Source organism: Nocardioides sp. (assembly GCF_014360585.1).
Taxonomy (GTDB): Bacteria; Actinomycetota; Actinomycetes; order Propionibacteriales; family Nocardioidaceae; genus Nocardioides.
This window is the reverse complement of the sequence record NZ_JACIXG010000067.1, coordinates 1-22,803: the sequence shown is the minus strand read 5'-3', so window position 1 is coordinate 22,803 and position 22,803 is coordinate 1. Positions and strand designations below refer to the sequence as shown.

20 protein-coding genes are annotated in these 22,803 nt (G+C 69.8%); 10 read left to right on the top strand and 10 right to left on the bottom strand.

All coding sequences use genetic code 11. The features are described 5' to 3' along the window. Positions 1–33: 33 nt before the first annotated feature. A complete protein-coding gene (locus H5T77_RS19160) occupies positions 34–786 on the top strand; it encodes an SGNH/GDSL hydrolase family protein (protein ID WP_292651948.1) in 753 nt (250 codons plus the stop codon). A 51-nt stretch (positions 787–837) separates the two neighbouring features. On the opposite strand, the gene H5T77_RS19155 is transcribed toward H5T77_RS19160, so the two are convergent. The 6 genes from H5T77_RS19155 to H5T77_RS19130 all read right to left on the bottom strand — a co-directional run bounded on the left by H5T77_RS19155 (position 838) and on the right by H5T77_RS19130 (position 8,950). Next, complete coding sequence (locus H5T77_RS19155) at positions 838–1,302, bottom strand: peptidoglycan-binding domain-containing protein (RefSeq protein WP_292651946.1); 465 nt, start codon at positions 1,300–1,302, stop codon at positions 838–840. Between the two features lie 138 nt (positions 1,303–1,440). Beyond that, positions 1,441–4,152, bottom strand: coding sequence for a DEAD/DEAH box helicase (locus tag H5T77_RS19150; RefSeq protein WP_292651944.1), 2,712 nt, complete (start codon positions 4,150–4,152; stop codon positions 1,441–1,443). Positions 4,153–4,371: 219 nt separating this feature from the next. Beyond that, positions 4,372–4,797, bottom strand: coding sequence for a PaaI family thioesterase (locus tag H5T77_RS19145; RefSeq protein ID WP_292651942.1), 426 nt, complete (start codon positions 4,795–4,797; stop codon positions 4,372–4,374). 48 nt (positions 4,798–4,845) lie between these two features. Next, entirely contained in the window at positions 4,846–6,057 is a 1,212-nt protein-coding gene (locus tag H5T77_RS19140) for a multidrug effflux MFS transporter (protein WP_292651940.1), read from the bottom strand. A 71-nt stretch (positions 6,058–6,128) separates the two neighbouring features. Continuing rightward, complete coding sequence (locus H5T77_RS19135; protein ID WP_292651938.1) at positions 6,129–7,412, bottom strand: hydroxyacid-oxoacid transhydrogenase; 1,284 nt, start codon at positions 7,410–7,412, stop codon at positions 6,129–6,131. 74 nt (positions 7,413–7,486) lie between these two features. Continuing rightward, positions 7,487–8,950 carry an RNB domain-containing ribonuclease gene (locus H5T77_RS19130; protein WP_292651936.1) on the bottom strand — a complete coding sequence of 488 codons (1,464 nt, stop codon included), beginning with the start codon at positions 8,948–8,950 and terminating at the stop codon, positions 7,487–7,489. 115 nt (positions 8,951–9,065) lie between these two features. Here H5T77_RS19130 and yaaA point away from each other — a divergent pair, with 115 nt between their 5' ends. Next, complete coding sequence (gene yaaA, locus H5T77_RS19125) at positions 9,066–9,842, top strand: peroxide stress protein YaaA (RefSeq protein WP_292651934.1); 777 nt, start codon at positions 9,066–9,068, stop codon at positions 9,840–9,842. 171 nt (positions 9,843–10,013) lie between these two features. Then, positions 10,014–10,304, top strand: a complete 291-nt coding sequence (locus H5T77_RS19120) for a GIY-YIG nuclease family protein (RefSeq protein WP_292651932.1) — start codon at positions 10,014–10,016, stop codon at positions 10,302–10,304. A gap of 145 nt (positions 10,305–10,449) precedes the next feature. Here H5T77_RS19120 and H5T77_RS19115 read toward each other — a convergent pair whose 3' ends face one another. Genes H5T77_RS19115 through H5T77_RS19105 form a run of 3 tightly spaced genes read right to left on the bottom strand, consistent with a single transcriptional unit; the run spans position 10,450 to position 12,713 of the window. Then, a complete protein-coding gene (locus H5T77_RS19115; protein ID WP_292651930.1) occupies positions 10,450–11,145 on the bottom strand; it encodes a histidine phosphatase family protein in 696 nt (231 codons plus the stop codon). Further along, the gene (locus H5T77_RS19110) at positions 11,142–11,858 is read right to left on the bottom strand and encodes a zinc ribbon domain-containing protein (RefSeq protein WP_292651928.1); all 717 of its coding nucleotides are present in this window, start codon (positions 11,856–11,858) and stop codon (positions 11,142–11,144) included. Before H5T77_RS19110 ends, H5T77_RS19115 begins: the two co-directional genes overlap by 4 nt. 57 nt (positions 11,859–11,915) lie before the next feature. Next, positions 11,916–12,713: a Nif3-like dinuclear metal center hexameric protein gene (locus H5T77_RS19105; protein ID WP_292651926.1), complete on the bottom strand. Its 798-nt coding sequence runs from the start codon at positions 12,711–12,713 to the stop codon at positions 11,916–11,918. 154 nt (positions 12,714–12,867) lie between these two features. On the opposite strand from H5T77_RS19105, the gene H5T77_RS19100 reads away from it, so the two are divergent. From H5T77_RS19100 to H5T77_RS19080, 5 genes are read left to right on the top strand one after another with little or no spacing between them, the layout of a single operon-like run. After that, positions 12,868–14,004 (top strand): ABC transporter ATP-binding protein, encoded by a 1,137-nt coding sequence (locus tag H5T77_RS19100; protein ID WP_292651925.1) that lies wholly within the window; start codon positions 12,868–12,870, stop codon positions 14,002–14,004. Next, complete coding sequence (locus H5T77_RS19095) at positions 14,001–15,203, top strand: polyamine ABC transporter substrate-binding protein (RefSeq protein ID WP_292651923.1); 1,203 nt, start codon at positions 14,001–14,003, stop codon at positions 15,201–15,203. The genes H5T77_RS19100 and H5T77_RS19095 overlap by 4 nt, the downstream gene beginning before the upstream one ends. Next, a complete protein-coding gene (locus H5T77_RS19090; protein ID WP_292651922.1) occupies positions 15,196–16,140 on the top strand; it encodes an ABC transporter permease in 945 nt (314 codons plus the stop codon). Before H5T77_RS19095 ends, H5T77_RS19090 begins: the two co-directional genes overlap by 8 nt. Further along, positions 16,137–16,970 carry an ABC transporter permease gene (locus H5T77_RS19085; protein WP_292651921.1) on the top strand — a complete coding sequence of 278 codons (834 nt, stop codon included), beginning with the start codon at positions 16,137–16,139 and terminating at the stop codon, positions 16,968–16,970. The genes H5T77_RS19090 and H5T77_RS19085 overlap by 4 nt, the downstream gene beginning before the upstream one ends. After that, positions 16,970–18,616 carry an amidohydrolase gene (locus H5T77_RS19080; protein ID WP_292651920.1) on the top strand — a complete coding sequence of 549 codons (1,647 nt, stop codon included), beginning with the start codon at positions 16,970–16,972 and terminating at the stop codon, positions 18,614–18,616. The genes H5T77_RS19085 and H5T77_RS19080 overlap by 1 nt, the downstream gene beginning before the upstream one ends. 14 nt (positions 18,617–18,630) lie before the next feature. Here the strand turns inward: H5T77_RS19080 and H5T77_RS19075 are convergent, their stop codons facing one another. Then, positions 18,631–19,932: an MFS transporter gene (locus H5T77_RS19075; RefSeq protein WP_292651919.1), complete on the bottom strand. Its 1,302-nt coding sequence runs from the start codon at positions 19,930–19,932 to the stop codon at positions 18,631–18,633. A 38-nt stretch (positions 19,933–19,970) separates the two neighbouring features. Between H5T77_RS19075 and H5T77_RS19070 the strand changes: the two genes are divergently transcribed. After that, positions 19,971–20,222 carry a zinc-ribbon domain-containing protein gene (locus tag H5T77_RS19070; protein ID WP_292651917.1) on the top strand — a complete coding sequence of 84 codons (252 nt, stop codon included), beginning with the start codon at positions 19,971–19,973 and terminating at the stop codon, positions 20,220–20,222. Positions 20,223–21,346: 1,124 nt separating this feature from the next. Beyond that, positions 21,347–22,708, top strand: coding sequence for an HNH endonuclease signature motif containing protein (locus H5T77_RS19065; protein ID WP_292651915.1), 1,362 nt, complete (start codon positions 21,347–21,349; stop codon positions 22,706–22,708). The last annotated feature ends 95 nt before the right edge of the window (positions 22,709–22,803 follow it).

Sequence of the window (22,803 nt, the reverse complement as noted above, 5' to 3'; positions counted from 1 at the left end):
GTTCGTCCGCATGAGACGTGCTTTGGAGGACTCGTGGAGGCAGTGCGCTACGTCGCGATCGGTGACTCGTTCACGGAAGGAGTCGGCGACGAGACCCCGGACGGCCACGTACGCGGCTGGGCCGATCTGGTCGCCCAGGGTTGGGCCGCGTCCGGGACGCAGGTGGAGTACGCCAACCTCGCGATCCGCGGTCGCCTGATCCGCCCGATCGTCGAGGAGCAGCTTCCCGCCGCGCTGGCGCTGAAGCCGACCCACCTGTCCTTCAACGGCGGCGGCAACGACATGCTCCGCCCGAAGGCCGATCCCAACGCGATCGCCGACATGCTCAAGCCGGTGCTCGAGGCCTGCGACGCCAACGGGATCACGCTGATCCTGCTCTCCGGCGCCAACCCGTCGGCCCGGCTGCCGCTCGGCAAGGTCTTCCAGCGTCGCGGCGACCTGCTCTGCGACCTGGTCGAGCAGCGGGTCGCCCATCGTGACGACATCGTGCGGGCCTACAACTGGCCCGACACCACGCTCATGGACGGCCGCTTCTGGTCCGAGGACCGCCTCCACATGAACGCCCGCGGTCACCACCGGGTCGCCGCCCGCGTTCTGGACTCGCTCGGCGTGGAGGTTCCCGAGGACTGGTGGGATCTCGACTTCGCGGCCGCGGTCGGTAAGGACGGTCTGGCCTACTACCGCGAGTTCGTCGGTCCCTGGATCCACCGTCGTCTCACCGGCCGCTCCTCCGGCGACGGCCGCGCCGCCAAGTTCCCGACCTGGACGCCCACCGCGGAGATGTGAGACCCGGCCGCGGCATCTCGCCGGCGGCCGGGTGTCAGGTGGCGTACGGGATCAGCGGGCGAGCGACTTCGCGTACTTCCTGAACGCCGCCTGCGTCTTCGGTCCGGCGATACCGTCGACGGTGAGCTTCGCGCCGACCTTGGCCTTCAGCAGGCGCTGCAGCGCCTTGATGGTGTTCTTCCCGGGATCGCCGTCGATCTTGCCGCCGTAGCCGTAGCTCTTCTTCAGATACACCTGGAACGCCTTCCAGCTGTTGGGGCCGAGCTTGCCGTCGATCTTGCCCGGGTACTTCTTGCCGGTGTAGCCGAACTTCTTCAGCAGCTTCGCCTGGAGGATCTTGGCCTCGGTCGTGGTGAGGCCGAAGTTCTGGGTCGCCTGGGCGGAGACCGCGGCGGCGGCAGCGTTGCCCGTGCCGACCTCGGCGGTGGCGATGCTGGCGGTGGCGAATGTGCCGGTGGCGGCGAGGCCGACGGCAGCGACGGCGCCGACCAGGCGTCGGGTGATGGTGGAGGTCACGATGGATCCCTTCGGTGGAGTGGTGGGTTGTCGTGACAAGCCAATCCGTCGGAGCCTTCTGGAATCGGTCCGGAATCTGACACCGCTGTCCACGATCTGCCAGAAACCTGTCGTCCGGGAGCCAGAACCCCGGCGGCGTCAGGACCAGTGGCGGCGGATGACGGCGGTGACGTCGAAGGGGTCGGCGCCACGCTGGGCGGCGAGGACGCCGACACCCTCGGGCGAGCCGGTGTAGAGGAGAGCCGTGCCGCCGACCCAGTGCTCCCAGGCGGCGCGGAACGCCTTCGCGTCCGCTGCGCGGCGGCCGAGGGCCGTGGGGACGGCGTGCCATGCCTCGCCGCCCGCCGAGTGGTGGCCGAAGACGCCCAGCCGCAGCCGCTCCGGCGCCGTCAGGTCGCCGACGACCGGCCGCGAGACCAGATAGCGCGGGGCTGCGATCGGAGCCAACGCCTCCTCGAGCGAGGCCGCGAAGAGCGCCGACTCCTCCTCCGGCACCGCGGCCAGGTGGAGTCGGTAGCTGCCGTCGGAGTCGACCGCGATCTCGAGTCCTTCGGCGCCGGCAGCGGTCTGGCCGGTCGCCTTCAACGCGTCGGCGACCGCCGCACCGACCGCTCCGACCGTCGGCCGCCTCCGTAGCTGGGAGGCGATCCGCGTCCCATCCCGATAGGCGTACGCGGCCCACATGGCCCAGAGCCCGCCGACCGCACCGCCCAGCACTCCCCCGGCCCCGCTGCCTGCACCGATGGCCACCATCAGCACGAGACTCACCAGCACCGCGGCAGCGAGCCAACCCTTGGCCGGCAGCCGCCACTCCGGGACCCGGCTCTCCAGCAGCCGAAACCCTGGCGGCCGGGGAGCGAGCACGACTCCCGCCGGGACGCGCAACACACCGGTCCGGCGCAGCCGGACCCTGACGGTGCGGCCGGCGACGTCGGCGTACGGCTCTCCGACCCGCCACCGCTTCCGGATCCCCGCGCGATCCTCGGAGCGCGCCACCATCCGGGCGTTGACCTCGTCGAAGTCGGACTCCGGCGGGGCGGCGTACGGGGAGAAGGACTCGTCGATGTGCCCGACGCCGTCGACGACCGAGCCGTCCTCGTCGGCACCGAAGAAGCCGGTGTGCTTGCGCACCAGCCGCTTCCAGTCGTTGCCGCCGCGCGGGTGCTCCTCCTCGACGCAGACCACGGTCCAGTTGACCGCGACCTTGTCGGGCCGAGCCGGATCCGTACGCAGCGAGCGACCGCGCAGCTGCACGACCGCGGTCGTGGTGGTGGCCGCGGTGAGGTCCACGATGCCGGTGACCGACCGGGCGTCCCAGCCCTCCCCGAGCAGCCCGCGCGTCCCGACCAGCACCCGGCAGCCGCCCGCCTCGAAGAACCTGGTCACGTGGCCCACCCACTGCCGACTCCCCCACCGCCCGACCAGCGTGGCGTACGACTCCCCCGGCTCGACCCTCAGGCCGTCGGCCAGACCGGGGTCGGTCTCGGCGACGTGCGCGACCAGCGCAGCGAGGGTCGCCGCCGGTCCGGCGACAGTGGCGCCGGTGACCAGCAGGACGTCATCGTTCGCTGCACACAGAGTCGTCAGCACCGCCCGCGCGGAGCCCGCCTGCTCGGCGATCACCCCGCGCAGGTCGACCGGCAGCGTCGCAGAGGCCCGCTCGTGGTCGGTGACGACGAGGAGCCGCAGCGAGTCGCCGTGCGCCAACCGCTCGTGGTCGACGATGGCCGCGGTCGCGGTCGTCTTCGCCTCCGAGCGCGCCAGCACCCGGTCGACGGGCGAGCGACCGGCCCGGATCCCACGCCGGGTCAGCGAGTAGCCGACCGCCGGCAGTGCCTGCCTGATCGCGGCCAGCGCCTCCTGGTCGGCGGCCGCCTCGGAGGAGGACAGGTGTCCGCGCACCCAGTCGCCGATCAGCGCCACCCAGTCCTCGGCCGACGGGTCGCGACGATGCGCCTCGGTCAGGGTCGCCCCGTCCGGGAGGGCGAGCAGATCGCGATGGTGCGCACGCAGGGCCGCGGTGGCCAACTCCGGTGACGCCTTCGCGATCTCGCTCCAGGTCGGCGCCCCGTCCGACCGCGACACGAACCGTCGGTCCAGCCAGGTCAGGAACGGCACCGTGCCCAGGTCGGCGGAGGTCAGCGCGGTGAGCAGCTCCTCGAACCGCTCCGCGCTCCCCCGCAGCCAGTCCCGCTCGCTCGACGTCGGCGAGGTCAGCCACACCAGGTCAGCGAAGGGCGCCAGGTCGCCCTCGCGCACCACCGCCGGGATCGAGGTCGCGAAGACGATCTCGCCGAACAGCGTCCCGACCAGCGCGGACTCCTCCTTGGTCAGCGCCTCGGGCGGCGTCGCGGTCAGCCCCAGCACCCGCGCGTCCGGCAGCAGCTGAAGGATCTCGCCCAGCAGCTCGCCCCAGACCTCGAGCAGATGATGGCACTCGTCCAGCACGAGCAGCAGCGGTCCTGCCGTACGCAGCGCGGAGACCAGCGTCCGGCCGTTGTCGTGCAGCCTGGCCAGGTGGCTCTCGCCGGTCTCGGCCTCGTCGTCGGGGTCACCGAAGACGGCCACCGACTGATAGGTCAGCGACGTCAGCGGCGCGTCGAGGTCCCGCGAAGCCGCCGTCGACAGGCCCAGCGCGGCCGCCTGACGCAGCCACTGCCCCTGGATGGCGGTGTTCGGACTGAGCACGACGACCTTCGCGCCGTCCGCGATCGCCTCCCGTGCGGTCTCGAGCCCCACGAGCGTCTTCCCCGCACCCGGCGGCAGCACGACCCACGCCCGCCTCCGCCCCTCGGCCCAGGCCGCTTCCAGCGCGGCGAGCGCGCGCTGCTGATGGACCCTGAGCTTCACGCCGCGAAGCCTAACCATGCCGAGACGTCACCCCCGTCGGCCGAGACGTCACGTACGGCGCCCGAAGCGTCACGTACGTCGGCCGAGTGAGCAATGCTGTGCCAACTCGACCGACGTAACTGACGTCTCGGCCGACGGGACTGACGTCTCGGCCGATCTGACTGACGTCTCGGCCGACGTACGTGACGTCTCGGGCAGCGGGGGTGACGCCTCGGCCGGCTAGCGGTCGATGCGAGCGATGGACCCCTGCGCGGCAGCGACGAGCACCTCGGTGCCGTCGTCGCCGACGGTGAAGACCTCGCAGCGGGTCAGCGCGTTGCGACTGGTGTGGTTGATCACCTCGGCGTAGGCCCGCAGGTGGTCGCCGTTGGAGGGGCGCAGGAAGTCGATGGAGAAGCCTCGGGTCAGGACGTGCGGTCCGAGGATGGTGCCGCCGGCGAAGGCGAGGGCGTTGTCGGCGGCATAGGAGAGTACGCCGCCGTGGACCGTGCCGAACTGCTGCAGCAGCTCCTCCCGGAGCGGGATGCGCAGCGTCGCGTGCCCGTAGCCGACCTCGCCGACCTCGACGCCGATCAGCCGGCTGAAGGGTTGGTTCGCCAGGATCTCCTCGGCCTCCGAGGCCGTCACCGCAGGTGTCTCCGCCATGGCTGAAACCTACCGGGCCAATCTACCGGGCCGGCCCGGCGCCGGCGCCTAGGCAGCGGTCGCGAAGGCCGCCTCCGACTCCGGGTTGCGAGCGACCGAACGCCTGGCGAGGGAGAACGCGACCGCGCCGAGGACGGAGGTGACGACCATCGTGATCGCCAGCGGGACCGCGGTGTGCTCGCCGGCGACGGCGCCGAGCGGCGAGGCGAGCCCGCCGCCGAGGAACATGATCCCGCCCATCAGCGCCGAGCCGGAGCCGACCGCGGGCCGGGCCTGCTCGATCGCCAGCGCCCCGGTGTTGCCCATGATCAGACCCACCGAGGTCGTGACGACCAGGATCGGCAGCAGGATGAGCACCTTCGGCACCGGCAGGACGGCGACGACGAGCACGAGAATCGCGCCGATGGCGAGCACCGGCTGCGCCGCGCGGATGATCCGCGCCGGGTGCACCTGCCGCTTGGCCAGCCGTGCGGAGGCCAGCCCGGCGACGGTCAGGAACGCGGCGTTGACCGCGAACCCGATGCCGTAGACCGCGGCCGACGTGCCGATCACCGACTGGTAGAGGAACGAGGAGGACGAGACGTACGCCATCAGGGTGGCGAAGGTCAGCGCCTGCGTCAGCGTGTAGCCGAGGAACGCCGGCTTCGCGAGCAGACGGCCCAGGTCGGCGTACTCGACCCGGCTGGTCCGGCGCTCGACCGGGAGCGACTCCCGGATCACCAGCAGCACGCAGACGACCTGCGCGACGGCGATCGCGGCGACGATGCCGAGCACGCCGCGCCACGGCACGAACCCGGCGATGGCACCGCCGATCACCGGCGCCAGGATCGGCGCGATCCCGCTGATCGACATCATGATCGACATCGCCCGGGCAGCGGCGAAGCCGTGGAGCACGTCGGCCACGATCGCCCGCGCCATCACGATCCCGGCCGCGGCGGCGAGCGCCTGCAGGAAGCGCGCGACGATCAGCAGCTCGACGGTCGGCGCCAGCGCAGCCAGCACACCGGCCGCAGCCGCCACGACCGACCCGATCAGCAGCGGCTTGAGCCGCCCGAACCGGTCGGAGATCGGACCCCAGGCGATCTGCCCGAGCGCGAGGCCGATCAGGAAGGCGGTGAGTGTCAGCTGTACGTCGCTCGCGGCCGCCCCGAGCTCGGAGCCGATCTGCGGGAAGGAGGGCAGGTAGAAGTCGATCGCGAGCGGTGCGGATGCCGCGAGCAGGGCGAGCGCGAGCAGGAGCCGCGGCGGGACTGACGTCACCGGGTGAACCTCCGGAGAGAGTTGGTTGAGGAAGACAACCAACAGAACGTCATCGCCCCGCCGGGCATTCCTCACCAGAGCGTGACGGACCTCTCGAAGATCCCGGCCAGGTCCTCCTCGGACGGCTGCTTCGGAGCGGTGGCGAGCAGCCGCTGCTGCTTGAGCGCACCCTCGACCAGGTCGGGGATGTCGCCGGTCGTGTAGCCGACCTCGCCGATGCCCGCCGGGATCCCGATGTCGCGCATCAGGTCGGTCAGCACCCGGGGCAGCAGATCGCGCGGCTCCACCGTCGACTCGTCGAAGCCGGGAGCCAGCAGGCGGGCCGCGTGCAGGTGGCGCTCGGGGGCCGCGTCGAAGGTGTAGCGGAACGCCTCCGGCGCGGTCAGGGAGACCGCCATCCCGTGCGGCACCATCGCCTCGTCACCGGGATAGTCGGCGGGGTGGAAGTCGCGCACCCGCCCCGCGATCGGGTAGGCGTTGGCGTGCGGGATGTGGACGCCGGCGTTGCCGAACCCCAGCCCCGCGAAGGTCGCCGCGAACGCCATGTCGCCGCGCGCGAGGGTGTCGTCGCCATGGGCGACGGCCTGCCGGAACGAGCCCGCCAGCAGGGACAGCCCCTTCTCCGACCACATGTCCGAGATCGGGTTGGCGCCGCAGTAGGGCACCCGCTGGGCCGGCTCCTTGCGGTCGTAGGAGGTGTAGGGGCGGGCCGTGTAGCTCTCCAGCGCGTGACACAGGATGTCCATCCCGGACGCGGCGGTCACGCCGGCCGGCTGGGACATCATCAGGTCCGGGTCGACGACCGCGAGCGTGGGACGCAGGCGAGCGTGCGAGATCCCGGTCTTCACCTTCAACGACAGCACGTCGAGCACGCACACGGTCGTCGACTCCGCCCCCGTCCCGGTGGTGGTCGGCACCGCGACCAGCGGCAGCAGCTGGTTGGCCGGCGCGAGCCCCTTGCCCACCGGCGCGTTGAGGTAGTCCATCAGGTCGCCGTCGTTGGTGATCAGGAGGTTGACCGCCTTCGCGGTGTCGATGCTCGACCCGCCCCCGACCGCGACGATCGCGTCGAACGGCCCGTTCTCGCGGGCGAACTCGACCGCGGCCCGCATGCTCTCGTCGGTCGGCTCGACGTGGACACCGTCGAAGACGACGGCAGTGACGTCGTACGCCTTCATCTGCTCGGCCACCCGCTGCGGCAGCCCTGTCGCGGAGATGCCGGGATCGGTCACCACGAGGGCGCGGCGGGCGCCCAGCGACGCCAGGTCGTAGCCGATCTCGGCCGATGCGCCGGTGCCGAACTTGAGCTGTGGGGAACCGTAGGTGAACACGGTCTCGGGTGTTACGTGCGTCATGAGCGCACGATAGCGGCCGCCCCATGCCGGATCCACGGGTCGGACTGCACAATGCCGGTCAGGCGATGGGCCGGTCAGGCGATGGTGAAGCTGACCTTCCGGGCGACGACGTCGGCCGTCTCCAGCCGCACCTGGACCTCTTCGCCCAGCGGAAGGGCCGACTGACCGGTGACCCTCGCCTCGATCGCGGGCTCCTCGACGGTGATCGAGCCCTTCCTCTCGTCCTCGTCGTCGGTCTCGACGACCACCGCGGCGAAGGTCTCCCCCACCCGATGGGACAGCAACCCCGCCTCGACGAGATCGACGACGCCACGCTCGTAGGCCCCGCTGGCCCGGGACGAGCCCCGCATCGTCTCCGGCAGGGTGGTGAACGCAGCAGTCACCCAGTCGGGGATCGGCTCGTCGGCACACAGCGCCAGGCAGACCTCGCCGGCGTAGCGGTCGATCAGCCGGCGCAGCGGAGCCGTCACGTGCATGTACTCGTTGGCCAGCGCCGAGTGCTCGGTCAGCTCGGGGAGCTCGCCGTTGAACGAGGCGTACCCGCTCCCGCGCAGCAGCCGGGTGCTGGCGATCGCCATCGCGGCGTGCTTGCCGTTCTTGCCGTCCAGGGATCGGATGAAGTCGGGGTAGAGCATCTCCGCGGGCCACTCCAGCCCGAGCGCGCGAGCGGTGCGGTGCAGCCGCTGGACGTCTCGGGGGTCGGGCTCCGGGAGGGTCCTGAGGAGCCCGACACGGGCGTAGACCATCAGGTCCGCCGCCGCGAAGCCGGTCAGCAGCGAGATCTGGGCGTTCCAGTCCTCGACGGGCAGCAGGTCGCGATACTCGAGCGTCCAGTGGTCGCCCTCCACCGAGATCTCCTGGTCGCGCAGAGGCAGGTTGACCCCGCCGCGGGCGGCCTCGAGGGCGATCCGCTTCTCGCCGATCTCCTTCAGCAACCCGAGCGACTCGGCGTAGTCGGTGTCGCCGAACCCCTCGCCGTCGAACATCTTCTGCACGCCGTCATAGGAGAGCTTCGCCCGCGACCTGACAAGCGCGCGCTCGACGACGGTGTCGGTCCCCTCGCCGGTCGCATCGAGTTTGTGGGTCCACAGCAGAGCGGGGCGTACCTGGTCCGGGAGCAGCGAGGCGGCGTCCTCGGAGAGCACCTTGGGGTGGAGCGGGATCTTCGCATCGGCGGCGTAGAGGGACTCGCCGCGCTTGTTGGCCTCGATGTCGACCGGATCGCCGGGCGCCACGAAGGCGGCCACGTCGGCGATCGCGTAGTGCACCACGTAGCCGTCGCCGTCGCGCTCCAGGTGGAGCGCCTGGTCGAGATCCATGGACGTCTCGGGGTCGATCGTGACGAACGGCAGGTCGGTGCGGTCCAGCTCGGGGAGCCTCGGGTTGGCCGCGGCGGCTGCGGCGGCCTCCTCCACCTCCGGCGGGAACTCCGCCGTCACCTTCAGCTCGGCCTGGAGCGCGGCGATCCCGTCGCGGAGCGTGGTGGCGGCGACACCGCTGTCGGCGCTGGCGACCCGGATGATGCGTGCGGAACCCATGGCCGAAACTCTAGTGGCTGGACCTTCGTCGACACCTCGTCTGTCTTGCGCGGCGGCGCCTCACCTTCGTGCGGGTGATTCGGCCATCCTCGCCCCCGGGCGGCACGATGTCCCTGTGTTGATCCTGCTGCCGCCCTCGGAGGGCAAGACCGCGGCCGTACGCGGCAACCCGCTCGACCTCGGGGACCTCCGGCTCCCGGTGCTCAACCCGGCCCGCACCCAGGTCATCGACGCGCTGGTCGAGCTCTGCTCCACGCGCCCGGCCGAGGCCGTCGACGTCCTCGGCATCCCGAAGACCCAGCCCGAGCTCGTCGACGCCAACGCTCACCTGGTCGAGGCGCCCACCGCGCGCGCCGACCGGATCTACACCGGCGTCCTCTACGACGCGCTCTCTCCCGCGACCCTGTCGCCGGCCGCCAAGCGCCGCGCGACCAGCCGGGTCATGGTCACCAGCTCGGTGTTCGGCCTCGTCGGCCTGGCCGACCGCATCCCGGCGTACCGGCTCTCGGGGGACGCCACTCTCCCCGGCCTCGGCGGGATCCAGTCCCACTGGCGCGCACACCTCGGCCCCGGCATCACCGAGGCCCTCGGCGACGGCCTGCTGGTCGACCTCCGGTCCGGGACGTACGCCGCCTTCTGGCGCCCCGAGGAGGTCGCTGCCCTCACCGCGACCGTCCGCGTCCTGCACGAGCACAACGGTCAGCGCAAGGTGGTCAGCCACTTCAACAAGGCCACCAAGGGCCGCCTGGTCCGCGCTCTCCTCGAGTCCGGCGCCAACCCCCGCACCCCCACGAAGCTCGCCGACGCCTTCCGCGACCTCGGCTGGACCGTCGAGATCGGCCCCACCACGAAGACCGGCACCCAGCTCGATATCGTCGTCGCCGAGATCTGAGACGGCGGTCGCCGTACGGAAGGTGTTGGTCTCGACACGCCTCCGCCTAGCGGCTCCGGCGGCTCGACCAGCGGTTCTCCGCGTCGGTCGAGCCGCGAGCGCCAGCGAGCGTGTCGAGACCAACACAGTCGTCTCGAGCGAACTGTCGGTGGTCGCGCCGAGAATCGGGACATGCCCTACATGTACATTCTCCGCTGCCGCGACCACATGCTCTACGTCGGAAGCACCTTCGACCTGGAGAAACGCATCGCAGAGCACGACGCCGGACTCGGCGCCGAGTTCACCGTTCGGCGACTGCCGGTTACCCTGGCATACGCCGAAGAGCATCAGACGATCGCCGATGCCTACCGACGTGAGAAGCAGGTCCAAGGGTGGAGCCGGGCCAAACGCGAGGCTCTGATAGCCGGAGACCTCGACCGGCTACACGACCTCGCTCGCCGTCGTGGCAAGCGGTCGCCATAGGGACCGTGTTGGTCTCGACACGCCTCCGCCTAGCGGCTCCGGCGGCTCGACCAGCGCAGGCCCGGCGGCTCGACCAGCGGGCTACTCGTCGGTCGAGCCGCGAGCGCCAGCGAGCGTGCCGAGACCAACACAGTCACCCACCCCGTCAGAAGGCGCCGGAGGCGAAGGGGTCGCGGGAGACCGGGAGGCCGTTGAAGAGGCGCATCGAGGCGCGGCCGTCGGAGAAGAAGGAGACGACGGTGACGGATGCGGGCGAGAGCTCCATGCTGAAGACACCGCTGATCGGGGTGCCGAGCGCGTGAGCGACGATCAGCTTGATCGGCGAGACGTGCGAGGTGATCACGACGGTCTCCCCCGCGTGCTTCTCGAGCACCCGCGCGAGGCCGTCGAGCACCCGGACCTGGGCGGCATCGAACGACTCCCCGCCCGGCGGGGCGACCTCGGTCGCCCCCATCCACGTCTTCATCTCGTCGGGGAACCGTTGGCCGACCTCGGCGAAGGTGAGCCCTTCCCACTTGCCGAACTCGATCTCCGCGAACCCGGGATCCTCGACCAGCCGGGCGCCGAGCGCACCGGCGACGATCTCCCCGGTCTCGACGGCCCGCAGGACCGGCGAGCTCACGACGGTGGACACCGAGGCGGCAAGCGGCTTGAGCCACTCCGCGGTCAGCAGGACCTGCTCACGACCCTCCTGGATCAGCGGCGGGTTGTCGCCGCCGAGCCCGCCGGAGAACGCCTTGGCGGCAGTGTGCTTGGTGACGCCGTGGCGTACCAGGACCAGCGTCGTCGTGGCGGCGCCGCTCCCCCACCCTCGCGACGGCGCCGACGTCTTCTCGCTCATAGCCCCGACTCGGCGGTGCGGACCAGGATCCGGGAGCACTCCTCGCAGCGTACGACCTCGGCGGCGGCGAGGCCGCGGATGCGGGAGATCTCGGCGGGGTCGAGCTGGAGGTTGCAGCCGCCGCAGCGGCGGGCGCGCAGCTCGGCAGCACCGACTCCGAGCTTGGCGCTCAGCCGGTCGTAGAGCGCGAGCAGGTCATCGGGGATGCCCTCGAGCGCCGGCGCCCGCTCTTCGGCGACCCCGGCGAGCTCGGCGTCGATCTTCGCGGTCTCGACGTCGACGGAATCGGTCGCGACGGCAAGCTTCTCGTCGATCTCGGCGAGCTCGGTCTCGAGTCGGGTCAGGTTGGACTGAGCCTCCTCGAGCTGCTCCATGACCTCGAGCTCCTCGTCCTCGAGCACCGAGATCCGGCGGTCGAGGGTGACCAGCTCGTGCTGCATGCGCTCGAGGTCCTTGGCGCTGCTGATCGCCCCGGAGTCCATCCGCTCCTGGTCACGCCGGCGGCGGGTCTTGACCGCCTCGACGTCGGCGTCTGCCTTCTTCTGCACCCGCTCGAGGTCGTCGCGGATGACCCGGGCGTCACGTACGGCATCGTCGGTCGTCTTCTTCGATGCCTGCAGCTCCGCCACGACGGCGGCCTGGGACAGATGCGCACGGCGGTGTCGCAGCTGGAGCGCTCGCGAGTCCAGCTCACAGACGTCGAGCAGCTTCACCTGGGCGAAGGGGTCGGCTTTCAGCGGATTCTCCTCAGTTGTTCACAACGCAAGTATTCACAGGCGCAAGGTCCACGGGTCGGTGACGATCTCACTGACCCGGGTCTCCACCGTATCCCCCAACGCCTCGTTCAGTCGCCTCGCCAGAACAGGCAGCCAGGTCCACTCGGCCGCCCAGTGCGGGATGTCGATCAGCGCACCACCCAACTCCCGGAACTCGGAGGCCGGATGGTGACGCAGATCGCTGGTCACATAGACGTCGTACGCAGCCACCTGGTCGAGCAGGAAGTCGCCCGCGCCGCCGCACAGCGCCACCGAGGAGACCGGTCGGTCGAGGTCGCCGGCGACCCGGATCCCGGCCGCGGTGGCGGGCAGTGCCGCCGCCACGGACTCGGCGAAGGCGCCCAGCGTCGTCGGCTCCACCGTCCCAGCCCGGCCGGTCCCGACGTCGTCGCTGGCCCCCGGCACCAGCGGCCGCAGCGAGCTCAGCCCGAGCGCGAGTGCCAGGGACTCCGAGACGCCACCGAGGGCCTGGTCTGCGTTGGTGTGGGCGGTGAGCAGCGCGCAGTCGGCGGACACCAGCGTCGAGAGCGTACGTCCCTTCGGGGTCGTCGCCGCGAACCCGTGGACCCCTTTGAGGAAGAGCGGATGATGGACCACCACCAGGTCCGCTCCCCACGCGGCCGCCTCCTCGGCGACCGGGAGCGTCGGGTCGACAGCGAGAAGCACTTTCGAGACCGGCTGCGAGGGCTCGCCCCAGACCAGACCGACGGCATCCCAGGCGTCGGCGGTGGCAGGCGGATACCAGTCGTCCAGCAACGACGTGACGGCAGACAGAGTCGGCAGGGTCGGCATGGTGTAACCCTAGATCCACCCACCGGGACCAGATCCAGTGCCACACTTGAGCACGGAATCGAGTTCGTAACCGTTCCTTTACAACCGATTCCGTACTTTTTGCCGGATCTTGTGGTGGAATGCAGCGCTAAGTGAACAATCGACTGGAGCAGCGATGACCACGACAGCTACCCCGGACCCACCCACCGGCTCGGTGACCATCAGTGGCCTGACCAAGACCTACGGCCAGGCCACGGCGGTCGACGGCCTGGACCTGGAGATCCGGGCCGGCGAGTTCATCTCGCTGCTCGGCCCGTCGGGCTGCGGCAAGACGACGACGCTGCGGATGATCGCCGGGTTCGAGAAGCCCGACTCCGGCAGCATCCTGATCGGCGGCAAGGACGTGGTCCGGCTCGCGCCCTACCAGCGCGACGTGAACACGGTCTTCCAGGCGTACGCACTGTTTCCGCACAAGTCCGTCGCCGAGAACGTCGCCTACGGTCTGCAGCAGCGCAAGACGCCTCGGGCAGAGACCCGCGAGCGCGTCGTCGAGGCGCTGCGGATGGTGCGGATGCTCGACTTCGCGGACCGTTCACCGACCCAGCTCTCCGGCGGCCAGCAGCAGCGGGTCGCCCTCGCCCGGGCGCTCGTCAACCGCCCCGGCGTCCTCCTCCTCGACGAGCCGCTCGGCGCCCTGGACCGCCAGCTGCGCGAGGAGATGCAGGTCGAGCTCAAGCTGCTCCAGTCCCGTCTCGGGATCACCTTCGTCTTCGTCACCCACGACCAGCACGAGGCTCTCGCGATGAGCGACCGGATCGCGATCATGCGCGCCGGCCGGATCGAGCAGCTCGCCGACGCCGACACCGTCTACAACCAGCCCGCAAGCGCGTACGTCGCCGGCTTCGTCGGCCAGCAGAACTTCCTGCAGGGCGAGGTCAGCGCGGACGGCACCACCGTCGAGACCCCCTTCGTGGTCGTCGAGGGGCCGGCGAAGCCCGACGGGAAGCCCGGCGAGCCCCATCAGGCCGCCGTCCGCCCCGAGCTGATCTCGATCGAGCCCAGGACCGAGACGGTGACAGAAGGCCTCAACTCCGTCGTCGGAGAGGTCCTCCAGGTCGCCCTGTTGGGCGAGGTGATCCAGTACCTCGTCAAGGTCACCGACGAGTACAGCCTGCTGATCCGACGCCCCACCCACGGCGCCATCCGGCTCTCCCCCGGCGACCAGGTCCTCTGCGGCTGGGCCGCCGCGGACGTACGCCTCTTCCCCCTCGATACCCCGATCGACCCGACCACCGCTAGGAGCCCACAGTGAGCAAGCCTGCAGACAAGAGTGGCGACGTACGCATCCTTGCCAGCCATGCCGGCGCACGAGCGATCCGCCGGGAGCTCTCGCGGCGCCACTTCCTGAGCCTGGCGGCCATCGCCGGCGCCGGGGCGGCGCTCAGCGCCTGTGGCGCCGGCGGTGGCGAGTCCAGCGCGGTCGAGCCGGGCGCCGGCGCGACCGGCGGGCCGGTGGAGAAGTCGCTCTCGATCTACACCTGGGGTGACTACGACGCCCCCGAGGTGATCGACGCCTTCGGCAAGACCGGCCCGAAGGTGACGCTCGACGCCTACGGCTCCAACGAGGAGCTGATCTCCAAGCTGGTCGCGGCCAAGGGCACCAGCGGCTACGACATCGTCGTGCCGACCGGGGTCTACATCCCGCAGCTGATCGAGAACGAGATCATCGTCCCGCTCAACAAGGACCTGATCCCCAACATGGCCAAGGTCGACCCGCAGTTCCTCGGCCAGGACTGGGACCCGGAGAACGAGTACTCGGTGTGCAAGTCCTGGGGCACCACCGGATTCGTCTATGACACCACCGTGATCAAGCGCGACCTGGTGACCTGGAACGACTTCATCGACGCGATGCAGAACGAGGCCTCGGGCAAGACCTCGCTGCTCGACGACCCGCAAGGCATCGCCGGCATCTACTTCTGGGCCAACGGCATCGACTGGAACACCGAGGACATGGCCGACTACGACGCCTTCGAGGCCGAGGCGGTCGAGAACTGGGCATCACACATCGCCGGCTTCGACTCCTATCCCGGCACCGGCGCGATGCAGCAGAACACCTTCGCGCTGATGCAGAACTGGAACGGCGACGCCCGCCTCGGCATCCTCGAGCACAAGCAGCCCGACCGCTGGAAGTGGGTCCTGGCCGGCCCGACGACCGAGCTGTGGATGGACAACTGGTGCATCCCGACCGGCGCTCCCCACCCCGAGGCCGCCCACGCCTTCCTCGACTACGTGCTGGAGCCGGAGAACTCCTTCCTGGAGATGGACTACATCGGCTACAACACCGGCGCGCTGGGCATCGAGGAGATGGCCAAGGAGCGCAAGGTCGAGCTGCCCGAGATGATCTTCTTCACCGACGAGCAGCTCGCCACCATGAAGAACGGCGCCGTCAACGAGGCTCAGGACCGGCGTACGGAGGTCTACGACAAGCTGAAGGCCGCCGCCAGTGCGTGATCGTGCGGCCAAGCGCCTCCCGGGTTTCGTCCTCGCCGTCCCGGCGTGGCTGTGGCTGACGGCCTTCTTCGTGGTGCCGTTCCTGCAGATCGCCTGGTTCAGCCTCGGCGAGAAGCCTGGGATGTTCGGCAGCCACAGCAACGCGGTGATGTCGCTGGACCGCTACGCCGAGGCGTTCAGCCCGACCTTCTTCACGATCTTCCGGGCGACGCTGTGGATGAGCGTGCTGGGCACCATCGTCTGCCTGGTGATCGCCTTGCCGGCTGCGTACTTCATGGCTATGAAGGTCCCGGCGCACCGGCGTGGGCTGTTGGTCGCGCTGGTGATGGTGCCCTACTGGACCTCGTTCCTGATCCGGACGATCGGCTGGAAGGTGATCCTGTCCTCGGAGGGCGTCCTGGCCGGGTTCCTGACCGACGTCGGCCTGGTCGCCGATCCACACGACCTGCTCAACACCCGCGGCGCGGTGCTGCTGGGCCTGATCTACAACTACCTGCCGCTGATGATCCTGCCGATGTACGTCGCCTTCGACCGCGTCGACAGCGCGCTCGGCGAGGCTTCCAAGGACCTCGGCGCGGGCCGGATACGCACGTTCTTCCAGGTCACACTGCCGTTGGCACGGCCTGGGATCATCGCCGGTGTCATCCTCGTCTTCATCCCGATGATGGGCGACTACGTCACCCCGGCCGTCCTCGGCGGCGCGAAGGGCACCATGGTCGGCTCGCTGATCGCCAGCCAGTTCCTCACCGCTCAGAACTGGGCGCTGGGCTCCGCCATGGCGATCGTCCTGATCCTGCTCACCATGCTCATCGTCATCCTCGCCATCACCCTGATGTGGGTCGTGGGCTGGCTGGTCCACAGGCGCAGCCGGCTGGTCGTCGGAACCGTCCCGCCTCCTGACCCGAGGCTGCACAACAAGGAGGTGGCGACGGCATGAGCAAGCCTTCCGGCACCAACATCGCGCTCGGCGTGTGGACCACGCTGGTCTTCCTCTTCCTGTTCGCCCCGATCATCGTGATCGGCATCTACTCCTTCAACGGCGGCCGCCTGCTCACCGCCTGGGACGGCTTCAGCCTGGAGCCGTTCACGGCGATCGTCGATCGGCCGTCAGTACGCCACGCCGTCGCCGTCTCGCTGCAGACCGCCGTGGTCGCCGCCCTCCTGGCGAGCACGCTCGGCACCCTGGCCGGGATGGCGATGGCCCGCTTCCCGGGCCGCTGGACGGGCCCGTTCACGCTGCTGTTGCTGCTGGTCTCGGTGACCCCCGAGATCGTCGACGGCATCGCGCTGCTCCCCTGGTTCGTGACGCTCGGCCAGGACTGGTCGCTGCTGCCGTTCAACAACGGCTACGTACGTCTCGTGGTCGGTCACTCGCTCTTCGCGACCGCCGTGGTCACCTACATCGTCCGGGCTCGCCTGATCGGGCTGGACGCATCCCTTGAGGAGGCCTCCGCGGACCTCTACGCGAAACCGGTCGCGACCTTCTTCAAGGTCACGATCCCGCTCGTCGGTCCCGCGGTGCTTGCCGGCGGGCTGCTGGCCTTCACGCTGAGCCTCGACAACACGGTGATCTCGTCCTTCATCAACGTCTCCGGCACGACCTCGTGGCCCGTCTATGTGCTCTCCTCGGTCCGCTCCGGGCTCAAGCCCGAGATCGCCGCAGTCTCCACCATCCTGCTGGTCTTCACGCTCCTGGTCCTCGGCCTGGTGGCGTGGGTGCTCAAGCGCTCGGGCTCCTCGGTCACCGACACGATGGCCGCGAGCTGATGAGTGGTCTGACCGGCCCCGTGGACCTGCTGCTGCGCGGCGGCCGGGTGCTGCTTGCGGGCCGCTGGGAGGATGCTTCCGTCGCCGTCCAGGACGGGCGGATCGCGGCCATCGGCGCGGATCTCGCCGCTCTGGCCGGACCGGACACCGTGGTCGAGGAGCTCGACGGCCGGTGGGTTCTGCCCGCCTTCCACGATTCCCACGTGCACCCGATCCAGGCCGGGCTCGAGATGAACCAGTGCGACCTGACCGCGATGTCGACGCTCGAGGGCTATCTGGACGCGATCGGCTCCTATGCGGCGGCTCACCCCGACCGGACGTGGGTGAGCGGAGGCGGCTGGTCGATGGACTCTTTCCCCGGAGGCGTACCCACCGCTGAACCGCTCGACCGGATCCTTCCCGACCGGCCGGTCTTCCTGCCCAACCGCGACCACCACTCGGCCTGGGTGAACAGCCGCGCGCTCGAGCTCGCCGGCATCGACGCCCGCACGCCCGACCCCGCCGACGGACGCATCGAACGCGACGCCCTCGGCAATCCGACCGGTGCCCTGCATGAGGGCGCGATGGCCCTGGTCGGCTCCCTGGTGCCGGCGCCGACCACGCGCGACCTGACCGAGGCGCTGCTCACCGCACAGCGTCATCTCCACTCGGTCGGCATCGTGGGCTGGCAGGACGCGCTGGTCGGCGAGGGCCTGGGCATGCCGGACTCGCTGCCGACCTACATCACCGCTCAGACCTCCGGCGTGCTCACCGCGAAGGTCGTCCTCGCCCAGTGGTGGGACCGCGGCCGCGGTCTGGAGCAGCTGCCCGAGCTCCTCGAGCGCCGCGCCCTGGCAGCGTCTGCCGGGCTCGACGCCGCCAGCGTCAAGATCATGCAAGACGGCGTCTGCGAGACGCACACGGCCGCGATGCTCTCCCCCTACCTCGACTCGCTCGGCCGGCTCACCGACAACCGCGGGCTCTCCTTCATCCCGGCCGATGCGCTGGCCTCGTACGTCGCGGCGCTGGACGCCAACGGATTCCAGGCCCACATCCACGCGCTGGGCGACCGGGCGGTGCGCGACAGTCTGGACGCGATCGAGCACGCGCGTACGCTCAACGGAGCCACCGGGCTGCGGCACCATCTGGCTCACGTCCAGGTCGTCGAGCGCTCCGACGTCCCCCGGTTCGCCGCGCTCGACGTCACCGCCAACATCCAGCCCCTGTGGGCATGTCTGGACGAGGCGGTGGAGGTGCTGACCCTCCCGTTCCTGGCCCCGGACGCGCGCGAGCAGCAGTATGTGTTCGGGTCGTTGCTGCGTACGGGTGCACGGATCGCATGCGGGAGCGACTGGCCCGTCTCCGACCCGGCGCCGCTGCTCGGCATGCACGTCGCGGTCAACCGCCGCTCCCCCGACCAGCCGCCCGACGCCGCCCCGCTGCTCCCGGACGAGGCGCTCACGGTCCTCCAGGCGCTTGCCGGCTACACCACCGGAACCGCGTACCTGAACCGCCTGGAGGGCTCGACGGGCCGGATCGAGACCGGGTACGCAGCCGACCTGGTCGTGGTCGACCAGGACATCCTCGACGAGGACACCACGGTGCTCGCCCGGACACAGGTGACCAATACCTACGCCGACGGCCGCGAGGTCTATCGAAAGCCCTGAGCCCGCATCCCGGGCTAGGCGACCGGCTCCGGTTCCGGTTCTGGTTCCGATTCAGGGTGGGTCGGCACCCAGCGCGTCGCGGTCAGGACCGCGCCGAGGACGAGCAGCCCGGCGGTCAGCCAGAACGGGTACGTACGGTCGATCCCCGAGAGCCATCCGGAGATCCACCCGAACGGGGCGGCGGCCAGCATGATCAGCATGCGCTGCAGCGCCATCACCCGGGAGCGTTCGGCCGCGTCGACGTGCAGAGCCACCAGGGACTCCGAGAGCATGAACAGCATCCCCGCCCCGAAGCTGTCGAGAAGCAGACAGACCCCCAGAAGGGCGTACGTCGCAAGGTCGGCGTCGCCCCGTGACGCCGGGATCATGACCAGGAGGAGCTGACCTGCGAGGTAGGTCCCGAAGCCCCACAGCGTGGCCCGCTTGAGGTCCATCCCGCTGGTCAGCCGGGAGATGAGGGTGAAGAGGAAGAGCACCGACATCAGCGAGCGCACCATCGGAAAGAACGGCAGCAGCGGATCCGGCACGTGCAGGTGCTGGCTGATCACGACCTGCCAGAACGTGGCGTTGATCAGGGTCACCGCGGCGAACAGCGCTGCGATCGCGAGCGCCAGGACAGAGCCGCGCGAGCGCACCAGCAGCGCCAGCGCCCCGCGGTATCCGGCCAGGAGCCGCCAGAGGCTGTGCCCGTCGGTCTCCGCCATCCGGATCCGCCCCTGCCGGGTCTCGGAGGACCACAGGTAGAGCCAGATGATCTTCGCTGTCATCACCACCGCGGCGTTGATGAACAGCACCCGGACCGCCGGCTCCAGCCCGAACTGGGCCACCAGGATCGCGGCGATCGGGGCGAAGAGAGCCGAACAGTCCGCAGCCACCCGCACCAGCGAGTAGATCCGGGTGATCTGTCCCCGCTCGGCATCCTCGACCATCAGGCAGTCCCAGGAGTTCTGGGTCACCTGCAGCGCGCCGTTGACCACCGACGCCGCAAGGAAGGCCCAGAAGCTCTGCGCGAACGCCCAGATCAGGCACGGGATCACCCAGGCGACCACGTCGAACAGAGCCGTCGTCGCACGTCGTCCGAGCCGGTCGGTGATGATCCCGCCGGCGAGACCGAAGAAGACCTGGGAGACCATGCCAGCGCTCGCGATCAGACCGATCTGCTCGTCGTGCACGCCCAGTGCCAGCATGAACACCGAGGCGTACGGCAGCACCAGCGCCATCGACAGGCCCCACATCGGCTCGGTCCAGACGCACGCGCGCGGGTTTCCGCGGAGGTGGGTGAGGGTGTGCCAGAGGGGGTTGGGGGTCCGTACCACCGGGCAAGTAAATCAGCCCACGCGTGGGACACTCGAGCATGATCATCTTCGGGATCAAGTCGTACACCCGACTGCTCGCGACCCTCTCCCTCGTGTGCCCCAGCTGTAACCAGCGCGCGGCGCACCGGCTCTACGAGGTCGCCCGCAAGTTCACCCTCTTCTTCATCCCGCTCATCCCGGTCGGTACGTCGCGGCGCATGGACTGCATCAACTGCGGCTATGCCTCCAAGGTGTCCAAGGAGCAGGCCGAGCAGCTCATCACGTCTGCCCCGCGGCCGACCGCCGGCTGACGACGCATCGGAGGTCGAGCTCGTCGAGACCTCCCCATGCGTCGCGCTCGCCGCTGAGAGGCCTCGTCGCCTCCCGTGGTCGAGCTCGTCGAGATCTCCCCATGTGCTGGGGGTCGGCTTTGAGAGGCCCCGTCACCTCCGGTGGTCGAGCTCGTCGAGACCACCCATGCGTCACCCTCGCCCTGAGAGGCCCCGTCACCACCGGCGGTCGAGCTTGTCGAGACCACCCATGCGTCACGCTCACCCTGAGAGGCCCCGTCACCACCGGCGGTCGAGCTCGTCGAGACCACGCCCGCCTCAACCCGAGAGACCCCGCCGCCTCCGGTGGTCGAGCCTGTCGAAACCACCCCTGTGCCACGCTCGCCCCCTGAGAGGCCGCGCCACCTCCGGTGGTCAAGCTCGTCGAGACCCCCATGCGTCACGCTGGCCCCTGAGAGGCCCCGTCACCTCCGGTGATCGAGCTCGTCGAGACCACCCCTGTGCCACGCTCCCCCTGAGAGGCCCCGTCGCCACCGGTGGTCGAGCTTGTCGAGAGCTCCTCATGTGTCGCGCTCACCTCTGAGAGGTCTCGTCACCTCCGGTGGTCGAGCTTGTCGAGACCTCCCCTTGTGCCACGCTCGCCCCCTGAGAGACCTCGTCACCTCCGGTGGTCGAGCTTGTCGAGACCCCAAGCGTCACGGTCAACCCTGAGAAGCCTGTGTCGCCCGGGGTCGGGCTCATTGAGATTTCTGTGTTGCGGTCGACTGAGCGACTTGAGTGCCTGACCGGGGGCCGTAGGGCGGGTGGGGCCAATTGCCGGCTTGGGTTGGGAGATTAAAGACCAGGGTGGCCGGGTTGGGTGCCATTTGGCTGTCTTGCGGGCTTCCAGCCTTAGCCGGGGGTTGCGTCGGGATATCTGTCCCTGTCCGGGTTTTCCAGACGTACGCCGTTGCCTGACTCGGATTTGATTATCGGTTCTGGGCCCGGTCGAGATTGCACTCTTGGCGAGCCGAATAGGTACTTATGAACGCCGAGATGGCACCACATGTCTCGATGTTGTCGGTGACACTAAAATGCCGTCTGATCTGCGGAAACAATGCCTCGAACGGGGTGTTTATAACATGCAGATTTGGTAGCATAGGCGCATGAAAACCCTCCTTGATCCCGAGACCTCGCCGGGCCTGTTGGCCACGGTGCGAGCCTCGCGTGCGGTCGAGGACCAGGCCGCTCGTGACACCCTGATCGCTGCGGCCAGGTATGCGGCTGCGAACGTCGTGGAGACGGTCGGTGAGGCAGCAGTCCTGGAAGTCGACACCTACGGGGATCGGGCGGTCTTGCTGACCGGGCCAGGGGCGCCGTTGATCTCCGAGGCTGCGGTGGTCGAGTTCGCCGCGGTGCTGGGCTATTCGACCTACACCGGCCGGAAATACCTCGCCGACGCCGTCGAGCTCGCCTGGCGGCTGCCCCGCACCTGGGCACGGATCCTGGACGGCACCCTGACCACCTGGCGGGCCCGTCGGGTCGCCGACGTCACCCGCCACCTCGACCCCGAGGTCGCCGCCTGGGTCGATGACCAGGTCGCTGCCCACGCTCACAAGGTCGGCGTCACCCAGCTGGAACGGACCGCGAAAGAAGCAGCCGCCCTCTTCGAGCCAGACCTCGCCGCGGCGATCGCGGAGGAGGCCGTCGACCACCGCCGCTGCGACATCGACACCGACCCCGGCCTGTTCCTGCCCCCGGTCGGTGCCGAACAAGGCCAAGCCGCCGGCGCGACCGCGCAGGTCACCGCCACCCTGGACGCCGCAGATGCCCTCGACCTCGAAGCCGCGGTCTCGGCGATCGCCCACAGCCTCCTCGACCACGACACCACCAGCGACCTGTCCCTCGCCGCCCGCCGCGCTGCCGCCCTCGGAATCCTTGGGCGTGCCTACAACACCGGCACGCTCACCACCCCGGCCGTAGACGCCCTCCCCGGGACCGGCAGAGTCATCGACCTCAAGATCCACACCGACACCCGCGACCTGGCCGGCACCGGCCTGATCCGGATCGGGAACACCCGCGGCCTGACCACGATCGAGCAGCTCGATCGATGGGCCACCATGCCCGGCGTGACCGTCAGACCGATGACGGTGATCGACCTCAACGAGGAGATCACCACCGACTCCTACACCCCCACCGGGCGGCTACGGACCCAGGTCCAGCTCATCGACCAGACCTGCGCCTTCCCCAACTGCAACGTCAAGGCCGAGAACTGCGACCTCGACCACCGAGTCCCGTTCGACCAAGGCGGGAAGACCACCACCTCCAACCTGACCTGCCTGTGCCGACGCCACCACCGCGCCAAGACCCACCTCGGCTGGACCTACCAACGCCTCGGCCCAGGGCGTTACCGATGGCGATCACCCCACGGCTACGAGTTCCTCACCAGCCCCGAGGGCACAGTCGACCTAACGCCAGGGGCAGCGCCTGTCGCAGGCAACGACGTCAGCCAAGACGACGCTGCCTGACCCCGCAAACACACTCGCTCCCGGGCGTACGCCCTCACCTCTCAAACCCGGACAGGGACAGGTATCCCGACGCAACCCCCGGACAAGGCTGGAAG

Bases quoted from the DNA above. Each gene is read 5' to 3' on its own strand.
- H5T77_RS19145 (WP_292651942.1), bottom strand. From the start codon at position 4,797: ATGGCGGAGACACCTGCGGTGACGGCCTCGGAGGCCGAGGAGATCCTG.
- H5T77_RS19135 (WP_292651938.1), bottom strand. From the start codon at position 7,412: ATGACGCACGTAACACCCGAGACCGTGTTCACCTACGGTTCCCCACAG.
- H5T77_RS19130 (WP_292651936.1), bottom strand. From the start codon at position 8,950: ATGGGTTCCGCACGCATCATCCGGGTCGCCAGCGCCGACAGCGGTGTC.
- H5T77_RS19120 (WP_292651932.1), top strand. From the start codon at position 10,014: ATGCCCTACATGTACATTCTCCGCTGCCGCGACCACATGCTCTACGTC.
- H5T77_RS19115 (WP_292651930.1), bottom strand. From the start codon at position 11,145: ATGAGCGAGAAGACGTCGGCGCCGTCGCGAGGGTGGGGGAGCGGCGCC.
- H5T77_RS19105 (WP_292651926.1), bottom strand. From the start codon at position 12,713: ATGCCGACCCTGCCGACTCTGTCTGCCGTCACGTCGTTGCTGGACGAC.
- H5T77_RS19100 (WP_292651925.1), top strand. From the start codon at position 12,868: ATGACCACGACAGCTACCCCGGACCCACCCACCGGCTCGGTGACCATC.
- H5T77_RS19085 (WP_292651921.1), top strand. From the start codon at position 16,137: ATGAGCAAGCCTTCCGGCACCAACATCGCGCTCGGCGTGTGGACCACG.
- H5T77_RS19080 (WP_292651920.1), top strand. From the start codon at position 16,970: ATGAGTGGTCTGACCGGCCCCGTGGACCTGCTGCTGCGCGGCGGCCGG.
- H5T77_RS19070 (WP_292651917.1), top strand. From the start codon at position 19,971: ATGATCATCTTCGGGATCAAGTCGTACACCCGACTGCTCGCGACCCTC.
- H5T77_RS19065 (WP_292651915.1), top strand. From the start codon at position 21,347: ATGAAAACCCTCCTTGATCCCGAGACCTCGCCGGGCCTGTTGGCCACG.